Source organism: Alkalibaculum sporogenes (assembly GCF_009362815.1).
Taxonomy (GTDB): Bacteria; Bacillota; Clostridia; order Eubacteriales; family Alkalibacteraceae; genus Alkalibaculum_A; species Alkalibaculum_A sporogenes.
Map to the genome: position 1 here is coordinate 1 of NZ_WHNX01000041.1, position 19,381 is coordinate 19,381.

The window sequence follows — 19,381 nt, forward strand, 5'->3', positions numbered from 1 at the left end:
GTTCATATTTTAAAGATGTTTTCTTGAATTTTTACATATCTAATGAGCCTGATAGAAAGTTATTTTTTTATTCTAGGACACAAAATTATTTACAGTCTCTTCTTTAACACTCTACCTTTTGATTATTCGATAAATTTGTACATCTATTATAAGTATCTTTCCCTACTTATTAACTTTGTTTGGTATCAAAAATGAGGTAGCTTATATAGCTACCCTTTCTTTGTTTAAGATTTCTTACAAACCTTGTGTCTTTTCAGTACTCGTTAAGGTAATACTTTCAAGGTATTCTTTTTGTCCTATTTCATACCAGTCTCTCCCTAGTGCATCAATAGCTACTACAACTGGCATATCTACTACTTCTAGTTTTCTTATTGCTTCTGAACCTAGGTCTTTGTAGGCAACAACTTCAGCTTTTTTAATAGATTTACCTATAAGTGCAGCTGCACCACCTATAGCTGCAAAATATATAGCTTTATTTTTCTTCATAGACTCAATGACAGCCTCACTTCTAGACCCTTTTCCAATCATCCCTTTTAATCCTATATCTAATAGTCTAGGAGCGTAGGAATCCATTCTGTAACTTGTTGTAGGTCCAGCAGAACCTATGGCATGACCAGGTTTTTCTGGCGTTGGTCCAACATAATAAATTATGGAATCCTTTATATCTATAGGTAGACTCTCTCCTTTATCTAATAATTCGACAAGCTTTTTATGTGCAGCATCTCTCGCTGTGTAAATAACACCAGATATTAACACCTTATCTCCTGCTTTTAGTTCTTTTACCTTATCAGATGTTAATGGTGTAGTGATCCTCTTTTCCATATTAACCTCCTTAATAAATTTTCCCGCATTAACAGGCACTAAGACTCCCACAAAAATAGAGTGGGAGTTAAGGGCCTGTAAAAGCCCGATTGGTTCGACTAATATTCAGTAGATGAAGAAAACTCTACTGAATAAAGTTTCTCTGTATCCCGCATTAACAGTCAGTTTCATTTATATTTCTACATGTGTATGTCTAGTGACGTGACAATTGATATTTACTGCCACTGGTAATCCTGCTATATGGGTTGGAAAAGTTTCAATGTTTACTTTAAGAGCAGTAGTTTTACCTCCAAAACCTTGTGGGCCAATTCCTAGATTATTAATAGTTGTTAATAATTCTTCTTCTAATTTGGAGTAAAAAGTATCGGGATTATTTTCTGATAAAGGTCTTATTAATGCTTTCTTAGCTAGATTTGCAGCTCGATCAAATGTTCCACCTATGCCAACACCAACTACAATAGGCGGACATGGATTTGAACCTGCTTCTTTGACTACCTTCAACACAAAATCTTTTACCCCTTTAATACCATCAGATGGCTTTAACATCTTTATCTGACTCATGTTTTCTGATCCAAATCCTTTTGGAGCTACAGTAATTCTTAACTTTTCACCCTGAACGATGTCGTAATATATAATAGCTGGAGTATTGTCATTTGTATTGACTCTATTCAAAGGATCTTTTACTACAGATTTTCTTAAGTATCCTTCCTCATAACCTTGTCTTACTCCTTCATTAATTGCATCCTCTAATAAACCCCCTACCACATGAACTTCTTGTCCTATTTCCACAAAAACACAAGCCATACCAGTGTCCTGGCATACAGGAACATTCTCAATTCTTGAAATATCAATATTATCAAGTAATTTTTCTAAAATATCTTTTGCCATAGGCCATGTTTCTTTTTCATGAGCTTGTTGTATCTTATCTGTCACATCTTTTGAAATGTAATAATTTGAATTAATACACATCTCTTTTATTGATGATGTAATACAAGAAGTTTTTATTTCTCTCATATAATTTCCCTCCTACTATAACTAATATTAACGCTTTACTTACCTAGCAATAAATCATTCTTTCATTATACAAGGAATCTGGTAGCTGTCAATCTTCTGGATAAGATAATTAGTAAAACTACTCACATAGTTCTAATATAAGATTAGATATGGTACTATAGTAGTAATTATAAATATTATTACAGCTCAAATTACTACAAGAAAGCGTCTTCGACGCACCTTAGCTAGTAGACGAACTTTCTATCAATGACATAAATTGGAGGTAATCATGCAAAGACATATTTCGGTTAATTTAGGAAATCTCCTTTTATCCTTATCAGAAATAACAGATCTTGCTAATACGGAAATATCTTATCATCAGCAACGTACTGCTTTTATAGCTGTAGAAATTGCTACTTTTGCTGGTGAAGATGAATCGGTTATAGAAGACATATTTGCAGCATCGTTACTACATGATGTTGGAGCCATTTCTATAGAGGAAAAAACAAAATTACATAGTATAACAAATATACATGACGATACCATTAATAAAGAATTTCATTGCAAAAGGGGTGAAATGCTTTTAAATAAAACGCCTTGGTTCAAAGGAATCTCTAAAATAGTTCGATATCACCATACCGATTACATGGACTTTGAAGATACTATTAAAGATACGTTTGTCTTTTCGTCACAGGTTATATATTTAGCTGATTATGTGGAACGCCTGGTGGATCGGAGCAAATACATATTACATCAACACAAAGAAATTATTGACAAAATCAAGGAATTGGACGATACATTTGTACACCCTGATATTGTAAACTATTTTCTTCAAGCAAGTGAAAGAGAAGAATTTTGGCTAGATTTAGTATCTCCTAGGCTATATTCCGTCTTACTTGATAACGGTCCTTATAGAAATCTCGATATAGATATAAATAACATTATACATATTTCTGAAATGTATAAGAGTGTAATTGATTTTAAGTCACCTTATACAGCTACACATACTACTGGTGTAGCTGCATGTGCTCAAAGTATCTCTATTAAATTTGGCTTAACGGACTTTGAAACTAATCTCATGAAAATAGCTGGGCACCTACACGATATCGGCAAGTTAGTTATACCTAACTCTATTATAGAAAAACCAGGTAAACTTACACAACACGAATTTGCACTTATGAAAAGCCATACCTACTATACACATCACGTTATTAATACTATAGGTGGATTAGAGCGAATTGCAGACTGGGCCGCTTATCACCACGAGAAACTAGATGGTAGTGGATATCCTTTTAGATGCAAACAACATGAAATTGGTATAGGTGCAAGAATTATGACTGTAGCCGATATCTTTACCGCTATTACAGAAGATAGGCCTTATAGAAAAGGTATGAACAAAGATGAAGTATATAGTGTTCTAAAACAAAACATCTCTGATGATAAACTTGACAAAAATATTGTCAATCTCTTATTAGATAATTATTATAATATCTCCCATGATGTAAAAGCAAAACAAAATGAAGCTCGGCATTTTTACGAAGACATTTTTTTGGGATAGCCAAGAGAGACTGGCTTCACCTGTTTCTCTTGGCTAAACTTTTTCTTGATTGTCTCTACATATTTTATGTTCAAGTTTCTATCAAACACATGTACTAGTTATTAATTACACTCTAACTTAATATTTTGGAGTTTTTAATTTCATATGCTAGTTTCTTAATTTTCTCTTCAATTTCAGCAATTACCAACTTAAATTCCTCATCACTTTTTCCAGTCGGATCTTCTAATCCCCAGTCTTCTCGATACTTGCTTGGAAGGTATGGACACTCAACATTGCACCCCATAGTAATAACAATATCTACATCAGGTATATCATATAACAACTTGGAATATTGAGTTTTCTCCATGTCGATAGAGTATATCTCCTTTATGATTCTTACCGCATCTTTATTTATATTTGGTTTCACTTCAGTACCTGCAGAATAACTTTCAAAAACATCTTTAGCGAAGTGTTTTCCTAGAGCTTCTGCTATTTGACTTCTACATGAATTATGAACACATATAAATGCAACCTTTGGCTTCATACAATAAACCTCCTTGTTTTTTTTATACATAAGTGTTACTCGACTATTCTGGAGATTGAGTATTCTTAAACCAACCTCTTGTTCTATTAGCAATTCTAACTAGTGTTAACATTACTGGTACTTCCACAAGTACTCCTACAACAGTTGCCATTGTTGCTCCTGATTCCAAACCAAATACAGAAATAGATACTGCTACTGCAAGTTCAAAAAAATTAGATGCTCCTATCATTCCGGCTGGTGCTGCAATATCATGAGGCATTTTCCATAATTTTGCCCATACATACGCTATAGAAAAAATTAAGAAAGTTTGAATAATTAAAGGTATTGCTATTAAAACGATATTCAATGGATTATCGACTATAATCTGTCCTTGAAAAGAAAAAATTATTACTAAAGTAAGTAGAAGACCCATAGTTGTAATATTATTAAACTTTGGTATAAACTCAGTTTCAAAATACTCAACGCCTTTGTTTTTACTAATAATTACTCTTGAAAGCCACCCTCCAATAAGAGGTATTACGACAAATAGTACTATTGATAAAAATAGTGTCGACCAAGGTATAGCAATATTACTAATTCCTAATAGAAAAGCAACGATAGGGACAAACGCTACTAATATAATAATATCATTAGTTGCTACTTGCACTAGTGTATACGCTGGATTTCCCTTTGTTAAGTGACTCCATACAAAGACCATAGCCGTACACGGTGCTGCTCCTAATAATACTGCGCCTGCAAGATACTCTGTGGCAACTTCAGATGGTATTAAGTTTTTGAAAACAACATAAAAGAAAAATGCAGCAATTCCATACATAGTAAAAGGTTTTATCAACCAATTAGTAACCCAAGTAATAACTAGCCCTTTAGGATTTTCTTTCACTTTTTTAATGCTGGTAAAGTCAACCTTGAGCATCATAGGATAAATCATAAGCCATATAAGTATTGCCACTGGTATAGACACGCTTGCGTACTCAAACCTACTTAAAATTTCTGGTATAACGGGAATATATACACCAATTAACACTCCAATAACCATACACAATGCTACCCAAATTGTGAGATATCTTTCAAAAAAACCTATTCCAGATAGTGACTCTTTTTTACTCATTTACACTTTCCGCCTTTCTTATTTGATTTTTTAAAGAAGCGTTTCTTTGTAGAGGCGCTCCTTATACCTCATCTATAATTTCTAACTTTTGATTTTGCAAATACAATCATCTTTTTCAGTAGTAATCAGTGTAATAAATGAAATAATTTCTTCTGTCTTTTCCATATTCAATGAATATCTCATCCACGCACCATCACGAACTGCATTGATTATGCTACTTTCTGTTAAAATCTTCATGTGATAACTTAAGGTAGACTGAGATATGCTAAATTCATCTAATATATCACAAGCACACATCTGCCCACAAGATAACATATCGATAATTTTTAATCTAGTCTCATCAGTTACTGCTTTTAAGGCTGGTATGTATTCTGCATACGACTTGATACTCATATAATAATCCTCCTACATATTTATACGTTTCTATGATATCGATAATTATCGATATCATATTTATAGTATATGTTGCATATTCATAATTGTCAATATGCAATTATACAATACGTATTTTTTATTCTTCATCGTTTTTGATTATATTTATCAATGGATTGTCTTGGGTAATTTGACTACCATCTTTCCATTCACTATTTAATACCCTCCGAATATCATGCCCTGTTGGGTGTTGATATATACGAAGTTCAAACTCTGGCACTACCGCTAATATATGATCAAATATATCTGACTGTATGGCCTCATAACGGCTCCATTCTATTTCATTAGTAAACGCATAAATCTGAATAGGTAATCCGTTTTCTGCTGGCGGCAATTGTCTAACTATTTGATACATACCTTGATGTATATTTGGATGATTTTTAATATACCTATCTATATATATTCTAAAAACACCAATATTAGTTAGATGTTTCCCATTTGCTAAATTAGTTGTATTAAGGTTATTTTCTTCATTATACGCCGATATTTCTTGTTTCATTATATTAATATACTGTGTTAAATAATGAATTTTCTCAAATCGCTCAAGCATTTCACTGCTGCAAAATGAGATACTAGTAATATCTATATATACAGATCTCATAATCCTTCTCCCACCTGCTTGAATCATACCTCTCCAGTTTTTAAAAGAATCTGAAACTAATGCATATGTAGGAATAGTGGTAATAGTCATATCAAAGTTTTCTACTTTTACTGTATTCAATGATATATCAATTACATCTCCATCTGCACCATATTTGGGCATTTCAATCCAATCTCCTATTCTCATCATATCATTGGTCGATAATTGTATTCCCGCAACTAATCCTAGCAAAGAGTCTCTAAATACCAGAAGTAAAACTGCGGACATTGCACCAACACCACTAATTAATAGCCATGGATTTTCCCCTATTAATGATGCAATAATTTGGATGCCACCAATTAGATATATAAATATCTTCAATACTTGTAGATACCCTTTAATTGGTCTATACTTTGAACTTTCATTGGTTTTATAAATATCGTGTACAGCATTTATCAGCGCATCTATTACTAGAATTGCAATAAGAACAAAGTACCCTGACGACACTCTGTAAATAAAATTTGAAATATTCTCCGGAAATGCGGAAGCAAATAAATACATCATAATAACTGGTGCAATATGAGACAATTTATGAAATACTTTTCTTTCCAAAAGTACTTTATTCCATTTAAATTTATCTTTCTTTATAATTTGAGTCAAAATATTTAGAAGTATTCTTTTAGTAATAAAATTAACCACAATACTCAATATTAAAATAAACAAAATTAACAGTGAAATTGAAACACCTCTTTGAATATCTTGTGACAATCCATATCCATTAAACCAACTCATAATATACTCGATCATTTAAACCTCCCGTTTTTTATACCTAATAGTATATTATCTGTGAAACGTACATATTATTCCTTTTACCTTTAATGCTACTTACTTAATCACTAAAATTCTATTATATATCTTATTAATCATTATTTGTGAATTTAGTTGTTACTATAAAAAGTCGAATTAAATTGAATATTTAAATACATTACACTATTTAGCCTAAATTTTCAATATTTTATAGTATAATCTAGTATTTTCACTTTTCATCAGAAAATAATTTGACATCTTGTATTTTAAAAGTGTAAAATTTAAAGGTTATAATATAAATAATGAGAAACAATAAATATAAGGAAGAGGAAAAATGACTGAAGAAAATTTAAGTTTTTTAGAAGAAGTACGAAGAAGAAGAACTTTTGCTATCATATCTCATCCAGATGCAGGTAAAACTACCCTTACGGAGAAGCTTTTATTATATGGAGGTGCTATTCGTTTAGCTGGGTCTGTAAAATCTAGAAGAGCACAAAATCATGCAGTATCTGACTGGATGGAAATAGAGAAGCAAAGAGGTATCTCTGTCACATCATCCGTATTACAATTTGACTATAATGGCTGTTGTATCAATATTCTTGATACACCAGGTCATCAAGATTTTAGTGAAGATACCTACCGAACTTTAATGGCGGCTGATTCTGCTGTAATGGTTATAGACAGTGCCAAAGGTATTGAAAGTCAAACTAAGAAATTGTTTCAAGTTTGTAAAATGAGGGGCATCCCCATCTTTACTTTCATCAATAAAATGGATCGGTCCGGCAAGGATCCTTTCGAATTAATTGAGGAATTAGAACAAGTTTTAGGTATTCGTTCGTTCCCCATGAATTGGCCTATAGGAAGTGGTAGAGACTTTAAAGGTGTGTATGATCGTCAAAAAATGCAAATTGAACTTTTTGGTGAAGGCAATCATGGGCAATCTAAAACCAATACAGTCAAGGGAAAAATTGACGACGATAAATTTAAGGACCTATTAGGCGAAAATTTACACCGACAATTAACAGATGATATAGAATTATTAGATGTTGCTGGTGATAATTTCGTTTTAGAAGAGGTTTTAGATGGTAATTTAACGCCAGTATTCTTTGGAAGTGCACTCACTAATTTCGGAGTAGAACCATTTTTAGAAGATTTTCTAAATTTAACTACACCTCCTACTCCTCGTGAAAGTAATTTTGGAGAAATCAATCCTGAAACAGACAATTTCACAGGTTTTATATTTAAGATACAAGCTAATATGAATCCTACACATCGTGACAGAATTGCATTTCTTAGAATATGCTCTGGGATATTTAAAAAAGGCATGACTGTAAATCATGTACAAGAAAACAAAAAGGTAAGACTATCACAGCCCCAACAGTTTCTAGCACAAGATAGAGTAGTAGTCGAAACTGCATACCCTGGAGATATTATTGGCATTCACGATCCAGGTATATTTCGTATTGGTGATAGCTTATGTGAAGATAATTCAAAAACCAAGTATCAAGGCATACCCTTATTTGCGCCAGAACATTTTAGCAAAGTATACACAAAAAATGCCTTAAAAAGAAAACAATTTATTAAAGGTATTAATCAATTATCAGAAGAAGGTACAATCCAAGTATATAAACGACCAAATATCGGTGTCGAAGAATTAATTGTTGGTGTTGTAGGAGCACTACAATTTGAAGTTTTAGAATATCGACTTAAAAATGAGTACGGCGTAGATATTCTAATGGAACAAATGCCTTTTCGTCATATACGTTGGATAGAGATGGATAATTTTGATCCTAGTAACTTTAATATTACAATGGATACTATGATCGTTGAAGATCAAGATTCTAAGCCTGTATTACTCTTTGCAAATGAATGGTCTATAGAGAGAGTTAAAGAACGGAATAAAAATGTAGAGTTAAACGAAATTTCCTTTAGAAAATAACTTAAAATTTACTAATCATTGTTCCACACTCTTTAACCTTTATTGTAAAATATACTTACTCCTGATCCTGCCATCATAACTCCAGTAACAATAAGTAAAGTTTCAACTTTTATTATGTCTGCTAAGGGTCTATAGCATTCCTAATGGGAATGCTATAGACCCTACTATTTGAACCATTCCAAAAACTCTACCTTGCATATCTAAATTTACCTTTTCTTGCAACAAAACTAAAACTCATGGATTACCTTTAATGCCCTATTAATGCGGCATAAATTGTTGGGTAAACACATTTATTTCTCTATTCTTTAGTCAACTTCTTAAGGATTTGTCTTGCGTTAGAGTATAAAATATTATTTTGATTTCTTTGTTATGTACCATTGGTTAATGGTACTAACAAAACATTCTATACATCAGAATAATTTTGGTCTAATTCTCTAGGTTTACGATCTTTTAAAATGAGTTCTGGATTTTTAATACTAACTTTAGTCCCTCTGGGTACTGATTCAGTTATAAACGCATTGCTCCCTATAGTTACACCTTGTCCTATAACTGTTTTCCCCCCAAATACTGAAGCTCCAGAATAAATAGTAGCACCATCTTCAATAGTAGGATGACGTTTAGTCCCTTTAAGCATTTGACCACCTCTAGTAGACAAAGCGCCAAGGGTTACTCCTTGATATATTTTAACATTGTCTCCAATAATAGTAGTTTCTCCTATTACTACTCCAGTTCCATGATCGATAAAGAAGTATTTACCGATTTTTGCTCCAGCATTAATATCTATCCCAGTAATAGTATGAGAGTATTCACTAAGTATTCTTGGAATAAGTGGTATATTAAGTAAATATAATTCATGTGCAAGTCTATGTATTGTTATTGCAAATATTCCAGGATAAGAAAAAATTATTTCGTCAATACTGCTAGCGGCAGGATCTCCCTCAAGGGCAGCTTTTACATCAGTAGAAAGATATTCTCTCACCTTTGGTATCGTAGATAAGAACTTATAGCTTAACTCTACAGCTATATTTTTGATACTCTCATTTTTACAAATTTCTTCTAATGCATCTTCGTTACGTATTGCTTCTAAGCTAAGAGCAAAAATTATTTGTTCTGATAATTTTTCATGTATATTAATTACTAGTTCCCCTGTATGATATTCCATTATTTCTTCATTACATGTATGCTTTTCAAAGTATCCTGGAAATAGCAGCATTCTTAGAGATTTGGCAATTTCAATGATTGTATCTCTATTCGGCATAGGACAAATCTCATGAGGTAAAATGCAGCTCTCATTCTTATAACTTTCTAATATATCATTGACAAGTTTATTAATTATTTCTCTTCTCGATCTTTCTCCCATGTCAAGTCTCCTTTATATAATATATATTACCATATACTAATTATCTCAATTTTTAGTATAATATACAACATTAACTTACACACCAATAGAATTTCACTTTTCTGTCATCCACTAGAGCTAGGATAAACTCCTAGCTCTAGTGTTTTTTTATACTGTAGGCGTACAACTACCTATTTTTAAGATTTACATATTCAACTCTATCAGAAATACTTTTATAAGCTGGTCTTATTATCTTTCCTTTGTTAACAATCTCTTCAATACGGTGAGCACTCCAACCAGAAATTCTTGCAATTGCAAATATTGGAGTTAATAGTTCTTGCGGTAGATCAAGCATCTTATAAACAAATCCTGAGTAAAAGTCTACATTAGCACTTACTCCTTTATAAATCTTTCTTTCTTCAGCAATAACTTTTTTTGCTAATTTTTCTATTCTAAAGTATAGATCAAATTCATCCTCTAATCCTTTATCTACTGCAAGAGCTTTACAGTGACTTCTTAAAATTTCTGCTCTTGGATCTGATACAGAATATACAGCATGACCCATTCCGTATATTAAACCGGATTTATCAAAAGCCTCTTTATTTAAAATCTTAGTTAAATAATTAGAAACTTCGTCGTCGTTTTTCCAATCTTTAATGTTGGCCTTTACATCGTCAAACATTTGTACTACTTTTATATTAGCTCCACCATGCCTTGGACCTTTTAATGATCCTAAAGCTGCAGATATGGCAGAATAAGTATCTGTACCTGAAGATGTAACCACATGAGTAGTAAATGTTGAATTGTTACCACCACCATGCTCTGCATGTAAAACTAATGCTAAATCAAGTAACCTCGCTTCAATTTGGGTAAAATTGCTATTTGGTCTAAGCATATGAAGTATATTTTCAGCAGTAGAATATTCTCTCTTTGGACTGTGTATATATAAACTATTACCCTGATGATAATGAGAATATGCTTGATAACTATACACAGCTAAAAGTGGAAAACGAGCAATAAGTTCCAGGGATTGTCGTAGTATATTATCAATAGATAGACCATCTGCACTATCATCATAACTATATAAAGCGAGTACGCTTCTTGAAAGCATATTCATCACATCTTTACTAGGAGCTTTTAATATTATATCTCTTACAAAACTTTTAGGTAGCGTTCGTAAATCAGATAGTAACGAATTAAAATTTCCTAGCATCTCATTATTTGGAAGACTTCCAAATAATAATAAATATATTACCTCTTCGAAGCCATGTCTGCTATCTTCTAAAAACCCATTTACAATTTCTTCTACATCAATACCCCTATAAAATAGTTTACCTGGCTCTGGGACTATTTCTTCATCTTTAATTATATATGAGTGAACCTCCCCAATTTCTGTAAGACCAGTAAGCACTCCTCGTCCATTAATATCACGAAGGCCTCTTTTAACTTCATATTTATTGTATAACTCTGGATTTATATAACTGCTTTTCTCTGCTAATTCACTTAATTTTTTAATCATACTGTTCCTCCTTCACTTACAATGTTCGTCAGATATCATTTATTTTAAGAATAGCTTTAGACGGTAGTCCAGATAAGAAAATAACCCTCACCTATATTATTCGAGTATTAAAGTCCGAATCTTTCCACTAGTGGTTATTTAACAACATACATAGTAGATTAATGGCCTTATGTACAAGAACAGCATCTTTGAGCGTATTCAAATAAGATATTATATATAAGCCCCGAATATATATTCGAGGCTAATAGTCTTTTTGCGTATATTTACCTATATTAATTATAGCTTATAAATCTAAATATTTCAATTACTCAAATTTATTTTTTTTAGTTTTTTGTTTCAGAACTACTCTACCTCCATTATGACTGCAAATCAAACCATTTATACCTTCTTCCCTATAAACAGTTTGATGGACTCTTTTATTTATTTTTGATTTTTAACTATAGCTTTGAGAATTATTGCAAATATTGGTCCAAAAATTAGTCCAATAGGACCTAATATTATAAAACCTATTACTGTAGCTATAAATATATAAATGGGTCTTATCCCTATATGCTTACCTACTAAAATAGGTTCTAAAATTTGTCGTAGTATAACTGTTAGAATGTATATAATAGCCAGGTGAGTACCTAAATCGGTATTTCCCATAATAAAACTAATTATAGACCAAGGAATCAATACTAGACCAATCCCAATAACTGGGATTATATCTAAGATTGATAATCCTAATGAAATAATAAGAGAATAGGCGACTCCAAATGTGTTTAAACCAATATATATAACTAAAAAGGTGATACCCATTAAATATATCTGAGCTTTTATATAACCAATCACACCTTTTTGTGTATCTATTGCTAAGTTTCCTAACCTACCTCTTTTCATTGGTATAACCGCCTATCTTTTTTACTTATAGAACCTACCATTTATATTCTCTACTTCTGATACCCATTACTCTACTCTAACTCAAATTGACCTGTATGCAATTGGTAGTATCTTCCTTCATTGGCTAACAAGTCTTCATGAGAACCACGCTCTATTATTTCCCCTTGTTCTAAGACCATTATTGCCTCTGAGTTTCGTACAGTAGATAATCTATGTGCAATAACAAAGACTGTACGATTGGCCATTAAACTGTCCATTCCTTCTTCTATGAATTTTTCTGTCCTTGTATCTATAGAACTAGTAGCTTCATCTAATATTAACACAGGAGGATTTGCTACGGCTGCTCTTGCAATGGACATAAGCTGACGTTGGCCTTGTGAAAGGTTACCACCGTCACTAGTCAACATAGTTTTATAACCAAGAGGTAAATATTTGATAAAATTATGAGCATTAGCAAGTTTTGCAGCTTCAACTACTTCATCGTCAGTTGCATCAAGTCTTCCATATCTAATATTGTCCGATATCGTCCCAGTAAACAAATGTGTATCTTGCAACACGACGCCTAATGAACTTCTTAGGGAATCTTTCTTTATATACCTTATATCTATACCATCATAGGTAATTCTGCCTGATTTTATTTCATAAAAACGGTTTATTAAATTTGTAATAGTTGTTTTTCCAGCACCAGTAGATCCCACAAAGGCAATCTTTTGTCCTGGTTTTGCAAATAAACTTATGTCTTTTAGTACTTTATCATCATCATTGTATCCGAATACTACATTTTCAAAGCGAACATCACCTTTTAATGGTATAAGTGATATATTTCCAAATTCATCTATAGTTCTCCAAGCCCATGTATCCGTGTTTTTGTCAGTTTCTATCATAGATCCATCTTTGTTCATAATAACTTTTGTTAAGGAAACTGTTCCTTCATCTATTTCTGCTTTTTCTTCCATAACCTCAAAAATACGTTCTGCTCCAGATAAAGCTGCTAATATAGTATTAACTTGTTGTGCTAGGTGATTAATTGGTTGTGAAACTTGCCTAGTATACTGAAGAAATGAAACAAGTGAGCCAATATCCAGCATTCCTCTAATAACCATAATCGCCCCTACACAGCTAGTGATAGCATAATTAATATAAGATAAATTAATCATGATTGGCATCATACTGCCAGAATAACTCTGTGCACTAGTAGCTGCAATTCTAAGAGCCTCATTTCTATTCTTAAACTCATTTTTTGCGTTTTCCTCGTATGAAAACACTTTAATTACTTTTTGCCCTTCTATCATTTCTTCTATATATCCATTAACACTACCTAACTTTGCTTGTTGCTCAGAAAAATAGAATTTGCTTTTTTTCCCAATCTTTTGTGATACAAACAACATAACCGAGACGATAATTAAAGTTATCACTGTTAAAAATGGATTAAGTACTAACATCATCACTATTACTCCAACAAACATGACAACATTTGAGATTATACCTGCGAAACTATTATTGATAGCTTCACTAATTGTATCTATATCATTAGTATATCTACTCATTAAATCGCCGTTAGTATGAGTATCAAAATATTTCAAAGATAAATCTTGCATTTTATGAAATAGATCCCGTCGTAGTACAAATACTGTTTTCTGCGAAATATGTACCATAATACGAGAATATCCGTAAGAAGCTGCAGCTCCACAAGCATAAATACTTCCAAGTATTATTAGCATTTTGCCAAGACCATTAAAGTCTCCTGGTAAGATATAGTCATTTATAATCGGCTTTAAAAAGTAAGACCCAGCTATCATGGCAAAGGAGTTAATAAAAAGACATATAACTACTATACTAAGTAAGAATTTGTACTTACCTATATATTTCATTAACTTATAAATTGTATTTCTAAAGTCTTTTGGTTTTCTATACCCATGTGCACCTGGACCATGATTTTGCCCTCTAGCCACTAAAACCAACTCCTTCTTGTTGTGACTTATAGACATCTTGGTATATCTCATTCTTCTTAATTAATTGACTATGATTTCCAATGTCAGAAATTTTACCATCATCTAAAACAATTATTTGGTCAGCATCATACACAGAGGATATTCTTTGTGCTATAATTATTTTTGTTGTATCTTTTAATTCCCTTTTAAAAGATTGCCTTATTTTTGCATCAGTTGAAGTATCTACTGCACTTGTACTATCATCTAATATTAACACTTTAGGCTGTTTTAATATTGCTCTTGCAATAGTCAACCTTTGCCTTTGACCTCCCGATAAATTAACGCCACCTTGCTCTAACATAGTATCGTATTTGTCTGGAAAGCGATTTATAAACTCATCTGCACAAGCTATTTTACTAGCTGCTTCAATTTGTTTATCAGATGCATGCGCATTGCCCCATTTTAAATTTTCTCTAATTGTTCCAGAAAAAAGAGTATTATTCTGTAAAACCATAGCAACTGCATTTCTCAGTGTTTCTAATTTATAACTACGTACATCATATCCTCCAACCTCGACAGATCCTCTAGTTACATCATACAACCTAGGTATAAGTTGAGCCAAAGTAGTTTTACCTGAGCCTGTTCCACCAATTATACCAATAGTTTGACCAGATTCAATATCTAAATTTATATCTGTCAAATTATTTTCACTACTATCTTCGTAGTAGCGAAAAGTAACATTAGTGAATTTCACATCACCATTCTTCACTTCATAATCATAATTATTGTTATCATCTTCAATATCTGGTATTTCTTCCAAAACTTCTAAAATACGTTTTGCACAAGCCACAGAACGTGTTGCCATCATAAACATCATGGAAATCATCATAAGTGAAAATAGTATTTGATTGACATAAGCAAGAAAACTAATTAGCCTACCTACTAAAAGATTTCCACTAAAGACCATATTCCCTCCAAACCATAAAATTGCTATAATCGTAGAAAACATAATCATTTGCATAACTGGCATATTTAAAACGACTAAACCAAATGCTCTCTCAGAAGCTTGCATCATTTCTTCATTACTTTTATTAAATTTTTTCTTTTCGAAAATACCGCGTACGAAAGACTTTACTACACGGATACCTATTAAATTTTCTTGCACAGTAATATTTAAGCCATCAGTCTTTTCTTGTAAATCTGTAAAATAAGGTCTTACTTTTCGAATGATTAAAAATAATGAAAAAGCTAATATTGGAATTGCTACTGCAAAGACAATTGCAAGTTCTGCATTCAAATAGAATGACAATGTTAAGGCACAAACAAGCATAATAGGTGCTCTAATTAACATTCTCATACCCATAGTCACTGACATTTGCATAGTATGAACATCACCTGTTAGCCTTGTTATCAGGGATGCCGTACTAAATTTTTCTATATTTTTAAAAGAATAAGTTTGAATCTTATTAAATTCAGCTTCTCTCAATTCAGCTCCAAACCCTTGGCCGGCAATAGATGAAAGCCTAGCAGATGCTAATCCAAGACCCAAAGCGATAAGTGATAATAAAAACATAAGTAATCCCATTTTAATGGTATACTCTATATCTCTATTCCTTATCCCTATATCTACTATGTACGCCATAACTAATGGTATCAAGAGTTCAAAGACTGCTTCTAAACCAGTACAAATACATCCTAAATTAAATTGTTTTTTATACTTGCTTATGTATGGGGCTAACTTTTTTATCATATTTCCACCTCAGCTCTAATTGTAACAAAAATCCTAACTAATATAAAATAATATATGCTATTATGCAGCCTATAAGTCGTAGTTGTCTAAAAAATTATGTCTTGCTTTATTTTCCCTATAACCAATTACTGTTTCTAAATTAATATTGTGTACACTTGCAAAAATATTTACATCTATATTCTCATTTGTCTGCCTAAACTTCTTAATCAAAGCTTTCATTTCCTCTCGCTTAGAGCCTCCTCCATTATCTCCAAGAACACAGTTTTCTGTTAGACGACATGCACATTGAATAAATTCTAATTCATTGTATCTTTTCCATGCTATAATATCTGCTTCTTTTACCATATACATAGGGCGAATCAATTCCATTCCTTGAAAGTTTGTACTATGTAATTTCGGCATCATAGTTTTAATTTCACCAGCATATAACATACTCATTAATATGGTTTCTATCACATCATCAAAATGATGTCCTAATGCTATTTTATTACATCCTAAGTCTTGTGCGTGTTTATATAAATATCCTCTTCTCATCCTTGCACACAAATAACAAGGCGATTCATCTATATCCGCAACGATATCGTAAATTTGTGTTTCAAATATTTGAATAGGTATATTTAAAATATTAGCATTGTTTATAAGCCGCTGAAGATTTATATCGTTGTATCCAGGATCCATAACCATAAATATTAGGTCGAAATGTATCTTCCCGTGTTTTTGTAATTCTTGCATACATTTTGCCAAGAGCATAGAATCTTTGCCACCAGATATACATACTGCAATTTTATCACCCTCTTGTATTAATTTATAATCGTTAACTCCAGTGACGAATCTTTTCCATATTCCTTTGCGATATTTTGTAATTATGCTTCTTTCAATAACCTGATATTTTTCCATTTTCTACTACCTCATTTTTTATATTTCTCTTTTCTCACTTCTTATATAGAATTCATTAAAACATTTTAAGAATATTTCGATTTCCTCCATAGTAGTATAATGACTTAAGCTTATTCTCAAAGTAGATAGAGCTGCTTTCCTATTCTTTGTAATTGCATATATTGGTCTTGAGGGGCTGTTAACTGCGCAGCAAGCAGATTTTGACGATAAATAGATATTGTGACTATTAAAATATTCAATATATTCTTCTGACTTTGTCCCACTGATACTGATATTTAAAATATAAGGACTATTGTGATCAGTGCTATTAATCCTCACTTTTGGATACTTTACTAAGGTTTTTCGAAGTTTCATATTTAAATCTAAAACGTATTTATACCTAGTATCTATTTCAAGTATAGCTAATGACAGTGCCTTCTCTATTGATACTATGAGTGGAAGTGCTGGTGTTCCACTACGAAAAGGAGTTGTGCTTATTCCACCATGAATAATTGGCTCTAGAATTATATTTTCTTTTTTAATTAATACTCCACAACCACCTATTCCATAAAACTTATGTGGTGCAAAAGATAGTAAATCTATATTAGTTGTAGATATATTTATCTTCCCAATTCCTTGAGTTCCATCAACATGGAATACACAGTGTGGGTAATTAATTAACAATTCTCCTATTTTATCAATGTCTTGGATAATACCCACCTCACTGTCTACAAAAGTGATACATACTAAAATCGTGTCCTTTCGTAGTAGTTCTTGCAAATGTTCTAAATCCACTAGTCCAGTATTTAAAACATCTACATAATCTACTTCATAACCTTTGTTTTGGAGTGATGCTATAGCTCCATTAACCGATGAATGCTCAAGATAGGTTGTTATAATGTGTTTGCCAACTGCTTTTGATTTTTCAGCAATCCCTTTAATTGCAAGATTATTAGACTCACTTGCACTTGAAGTATAAATAATTTCATTTTCTTTTACTTTTAATAACTTTGCAATATGTCTTGTAGCTTTATTTAAACGTGCTTTAGCTAATACACCTAATGCATGAGTGGAGTTTGGATTGCCAATATATTTTTGTGATACATCATAAAATGTTTTTAAAACTTCTTCATTTACAGGGGTCTCTGCCGCGTAATCTAAGTAGATCATATTTTTCTCCTACTAATTTTTAGTTTGTTTTTTGCTTTATTATATTATACTACTCTATGACTACTGTAACAATTACTTTACTTATTAACTACCCTCTGTTTATGGCAACACCGTAAATAGAGAACAATATCTTAGATTTGACATATTTGAAAAACAATTTAGATGCAAACCAAACGAGTCAATTTCCCATATCCCACAAGAAATGTGCATCGTGTGTATCTAATGGTTCCTCTAATAATCTTTAAACCACAAGAAACACTTCTCTGTGGTTACGCGGACAGTCGCCAAATGTCTGCAAGCAGCCGCTTGTCTCATTGTCTTCGCGATAAATGAAGAAAAAGTCCCTATTAGGATACCCTAATCGAGACTTTTTCTACTTATAAGTTTAATACTTTATAAATTTAACTCCTTGAACACCACAAATTGAACATTTATCAGGTACAAATTCTTCTATGTTTCCACAAACTGGACATAAGTAATAGAATACTTCTTCTTCCTGCTCTATATTTTCAAGAGCTTCTTTATATAATCTAGCATGTACCTCTTCTGCTTTTAAAGCCATAGTAAAAGTTCTTATAGCTGCGTCGTTCCCCTCTTGTTCAGCTATCTTTAAAAATTCTGGATACATACTTTGATATTCGTGATTTTCACCCTCTACTGCATCTTTTAGATTTTCGATAGTAGAGTTTATTTTACCTGCAACTTCAAAATGTTTCTGTGCATGAAGTGCTTCAGCATCAGATGCAGCTTGAAAGAGCTTTGCGGCATTTTTTTTGCCTTCTTTTTGAGCTTTTTTTGAATATGCAAGATATTTTCGATTAGCTTGTGACTCTCCAGCAAATGCTTCCATAAGATTTTCTAAAGTTTTATTGTTTTCCATATATCTTCCTCCTAAAAATTGTGTATTTGTGTATCTGTGTATCTGTGTATCTGTGTATCTGTGTATCTGTGTATCTGTGTATCTGTGTATCTGTGTATCTGTGTTATATTATATCATATATTAGGTTTGTAATATTTAGTATCTACTTTATCCTACGCAGATTATCTTCAACCCCTTCGGGTTTCAGTCGTTGACACTTGCTCATAGAAATCCTCTCATCTTTTCGTGCAAGCACGAAAATTGTTATGATTTCTGCGAGCCAATCTGCTGGTGCG

At 32.2% G+C, this 19,381-nt stretch carries 16 protein-coding genes; 2 read left to right on the top strand and 14 right to left on the bottom strand.

Features of this window, described 5'->3' with window-relative positions:
• Window positions 1–234: 234 nt before the first annotated feature.
• Together GC105_RS15125 and GC105_RS15130 are read right to left on the bottom strand one after the other, a co-directional pair.
• Window positions 235–822 (bottom strand): Fe-S-containing hydro-lyase, encoded by a 588-nt coding sequence (locus tag GC105_RS15125; RefSeq protein WP_152806520.1) that lies wholly within the window; start codon window positions 820–822, stop codon window positions 235–237.
• Between the two features lie 171 nt (window positions 823–993).
• Window positions 994–1,836 (bottom strand): fumarate hydratase, encoded by an 843-nt coding sequence (locus GC105_RS15130; RefSeq protein ID WP_152806522.1) that lies wholly within the window; start codon window positions 1,834–1,836, stop codon window positions 994–996.
• Window positions 1,837–2,104: 268 nt separating this feature from the next.
• On the opposite strand from GC105_RS15130, the gene GC105_RS15135 reads away from it, so the two are divergent.
• Window positions 2,105–3,373 carry an HD domain-containing phosphohydrolase gene (locus GC105_RS15135; RefSeq protein ID WP_152806524.1) on the top strand — a complete coding sequence of 423 codons (1,269 nt, stop codon included), beginning with the start codon at window positions 2,105–2,107 and terminating at the stop codon, window positions 3,371–3,373.
• 112 nt (window positions 3,374–3,485) lie between these two features.
• Here GC105_RS15135 and GC105_RS15140 read toward each other — a convergent pair whose 3' ends face one another.
• The 4 genes from GC105_RS15140 to GC105_RS15155 all read right to left on the bottom strand — a co-directional run bounded on the left by GC105_RS15140 (window position 3,486) and on the right by GC105_RS15155 (window position 6,823).
• Complete coding sequence (locus tag GC105_RS15140; RefSeq protein ID WP_152806526.1) at window positions 3,486–3,896, bottom strand: arsenate reductase ArsC; 411 nt, start codon at window positions 3,894–3,896, stop codon at window positions 3,486–3,488.
• A gap of 43 nt (window positions 3,897–3,939) precedes the next feature.
• Window positions 3,940–5,004, bottom strand: coding sequence for an ACR3 family arsenite efflux transporter (gene arsB, locus GC105_RS15145; RefSeq protein ID WP_152806528.1), 1,065 nt, complete (start codon window positions 5,002–5,004; stop codon window positions 3,940–3,942).
• Between the two features lie 81 nt (window positions 5,005–5,085).
• Entirely contained in the window at window positions 5,086–5,397 is a 312-nt protein-coding gene (locus tag GC105_RS15150) for an ArsR/SmtB family transcription factor (RefSeq protein WP_152806530.1), read from the bottom strand.
• Between the two features lie 118 nt (window positions 5,398–5,515).
• Complete coding sequence (locus GC105_RS15155) at window positions 5,516–6,823, bottom strand: mechanosensitive ion channel family protein (RefSeq protein WP_152806532.1); 1,308 nt, start codon at window positions 6,821–6,823, stop codon at window positions 5,516–5,518.
• A gap of 334 nt (window positions 6,824–7,157) precedes the next feature.
• Between GC105_RS15155 and GC105_RS15160 the strand changes: the two genes are divergently transcribed.
• On the top strand, window positions 7,158–8,762 hold the full coding sequence (locus GC105_RS15160) for a peptide chain release factor 3 (protein ID WP_152806534.1): 1,605 nt from the start codon (window positions 7,158–7,160) through the stop codon (window positions 8,760–8,762).
• A 403-nt stretch (window positions 8,763–9,165) separates the two neighbouring features.
• Here the strand turns inward: GC105_RS15160 and epsC are convergent, their stop codons facing one another.
• From epsC to GC105_RS15200, 8 genes are all read right to left on the bottom strand, one after another.
• Complete coding sequence (epsC, locus tag GC105_RS15165; protein ID WP_152806536.1) at window positions 9,166–10,122, bottom strand: serine O-acetyltransferase EpsC; 957 nt, start codon at window positions 10,120–10,122, stop codon at window positions 9,166–9,168.
• A 166-nt stretch (window positions 10,123–10,288) separates the two neighbouring features.
• Window positions 10,289–11,620, bottom strand: a complete 1,332-nt coding sequence (locus GC105_RS15170) for a citrate/2-methylcitrate synthase (protein WP_152806538.1) — start codon at window positions 11,618–11,620, stop codon at window positions 10,289–10,291.
• Window positions 11,621–12,040: 420 nt separating this feature from the next.
• Window positions 12,041–12,499: an AI-2E family transporter gene (locus tag GC105_RS15175; RefSeq protein ID WP_152806540.1), complete on the bottom strand. Its 459-nt coding sequence runs from the start codon at window positions 12,497–12,499 to the stop codon at window positions 12,041–12,043.
• A 71-nt stretch (window positions 12,500–12,570) separates the two neighbouring features.
• Window positions 12,571–14,370, bottom strand: coding sequence for an ABC transporter ATP-binding protein (locus tag GC105_RS15180; protein ID WP_246169869.1), 1,800 nt, complete (start codon window positions 14,368–14,370; stop codon window positions 12,571–12,573).
• A 73-nt stretch (window positions 14,371–14,443) separates the two neighbouring features.
• Complete coding sequence (locus GC105_RS15185; RefSeq protein WP_152806544.1) at window positions 14,444–16,180, bottom strand: ABC transporter ATP-binding protein; 1,737 nt, start codon at window positions 16,178–16,180, stop codon at window positions 14,444–14,446.
• Between the two features lie 69 nt (window positions 16,181–16,249).
• Entirely contained in the window at window positions 16,250–17,077 is an 828-nt protein-coding gene (locus GC105_RS15190; RefSeq protein ID WP_152806546.1) for a tRNA 2-thiocytidine biosynthesis TtcA family protein, read from the bottom strand.
• Window positions 17,078–17,095: 18 nt separating this feature from the next.
• Window positions 17,096–18,226, bottom strand: coding sequence for a cysteine desulfurase family protein (locus tag GC105_RS15195; protein WP_152806547.1), 1,131 nt, complete (start codon window positions 18,224–18,226; stop codon window positions 17,096–17,098).
• Between the two features lie 385 nt (window positions 18,227–18,611).
• Window positions 18,612–19,106, bottom strand: a complete 495-nt coding sequence (locus tag GC105_RS15200; RefSeq protein WP_152806549.1) for a rubrerythrin family protein — start codon at window positions 19,104–19,106, stop codon at window positions 18,612–18,614.
• Window positions 19,107–19,381 lie beyond the last annotated feature (275 nt).

Bases quoted from the DNA above. Each gene is read 5' to 3' on its own strand.
- GC105_RS15200 (WP_152806549.1), bottom strand. From the start codon at position 19,106: ATGGAAAACAATAAAACTTTAGAAAATCTTATGGAAGCATTTGCTGGA.
- GC105_RS15140 (WP_152806526.1), bottom strand. From the start codon at position 3,896: ATGAAGCCAAAGGTTGCATTTATATGTGTTCATAATTCATGTAGAAGT.
- GC105_RS15125 (WP_152806520.1), bottom strand. From the start codon at position 822: ATGGAAAAGAGGATCACTACACCATTAACATCTGATAAGGTAAAAGAA.
- arsB (WP_152806528.1), bottom strand. From the start codon at position 5,004: ATGAGTAAAAAAGAGTCACTATCTGGAATAGGTTTTTTTGAAAGATAT.
- GC105_RS15150 (WP_152806530.1), bottom strand. From the start codon at position 5,397: ATGAGTATCAAGTCGTATGCAGAATACATACCAGCCTTAAAAGCAGTA.
- GC105_RS15160 (WP_152806534.1), top strand. From the start codon at position 7,158: ATGACTGAAGAAAATTTAAGTTTTTTAGAAGAAGTACGAAGAAGAAGA.
- GC105_RS15130 (WP_152806522.1), bottom strand. From the start codon at position 1,836: ATGAGAGAAATAAAAACTTCTTGTATTACATCATCAATAAAAGAGATG.
- GC105_RS15185 (WP_152806544.1), bottom strand. From the start codon at position 16,180: ATGATAAAAAAGTTAGCCCCATACATAAGCAAGTATAAAAAACAATTT.
- GC105_RS15195 (WP_152806547.1), bottom strand. From the start codon at position 18,226: ATGATCTACTTAGATTACGCGGCAGAGACCCCTGTAAATGAAGAAGTT.
- epsC (WP_152806536.1), bottom strand. From the start codon at position 10,122: ATGGGAGAAAGATCGAGAAGAGAAATAATTAATAAACTTGTCAATGAT.
- GC105_RS15155 (WP_152806532.1), bottom strand. From the start codon at position 6,823: ATGATCGAGTATATTATGAGTTGGTTTAATGGATATGGATTGTCACAA.
- GC105_RS15180 (WP_246169869.1), bottom strand. From the start codon at position 14,370: ATGAAATATATAGGTAAGTACAAATTCTTACTTAGTATAGTAGTTATA.
- GC105_RS15135 (WP_152806524.1), top strand. From the start codon at position 2,105: ATGCAAAGACATATTTCGGTTAATTTAGGAAATCTCCTTTTATCCTTA.
- GC105_RS15170 (WP_152806538.1), bottom strand. From the start codon at position 11,620: ATGATTAAAAAATTAAGTGAATTAGCAGAGAAAAGCAGTTATATAAAT.
- GC105_RS15190 (WP_152806546.1), bottom strand. From the start codon at position 17,077: ATGGAAAAATATCAGGTTATTGAAAGAAGCATAATTACAAAATATCGC.
- GC105_RS15175 (WP_152806540.1), bottom strand. From the start codon at position 12,499: ATGAAAAGAGGTAGGTTAGGAAACTTAGCAATAGATACACAAAAAGGT.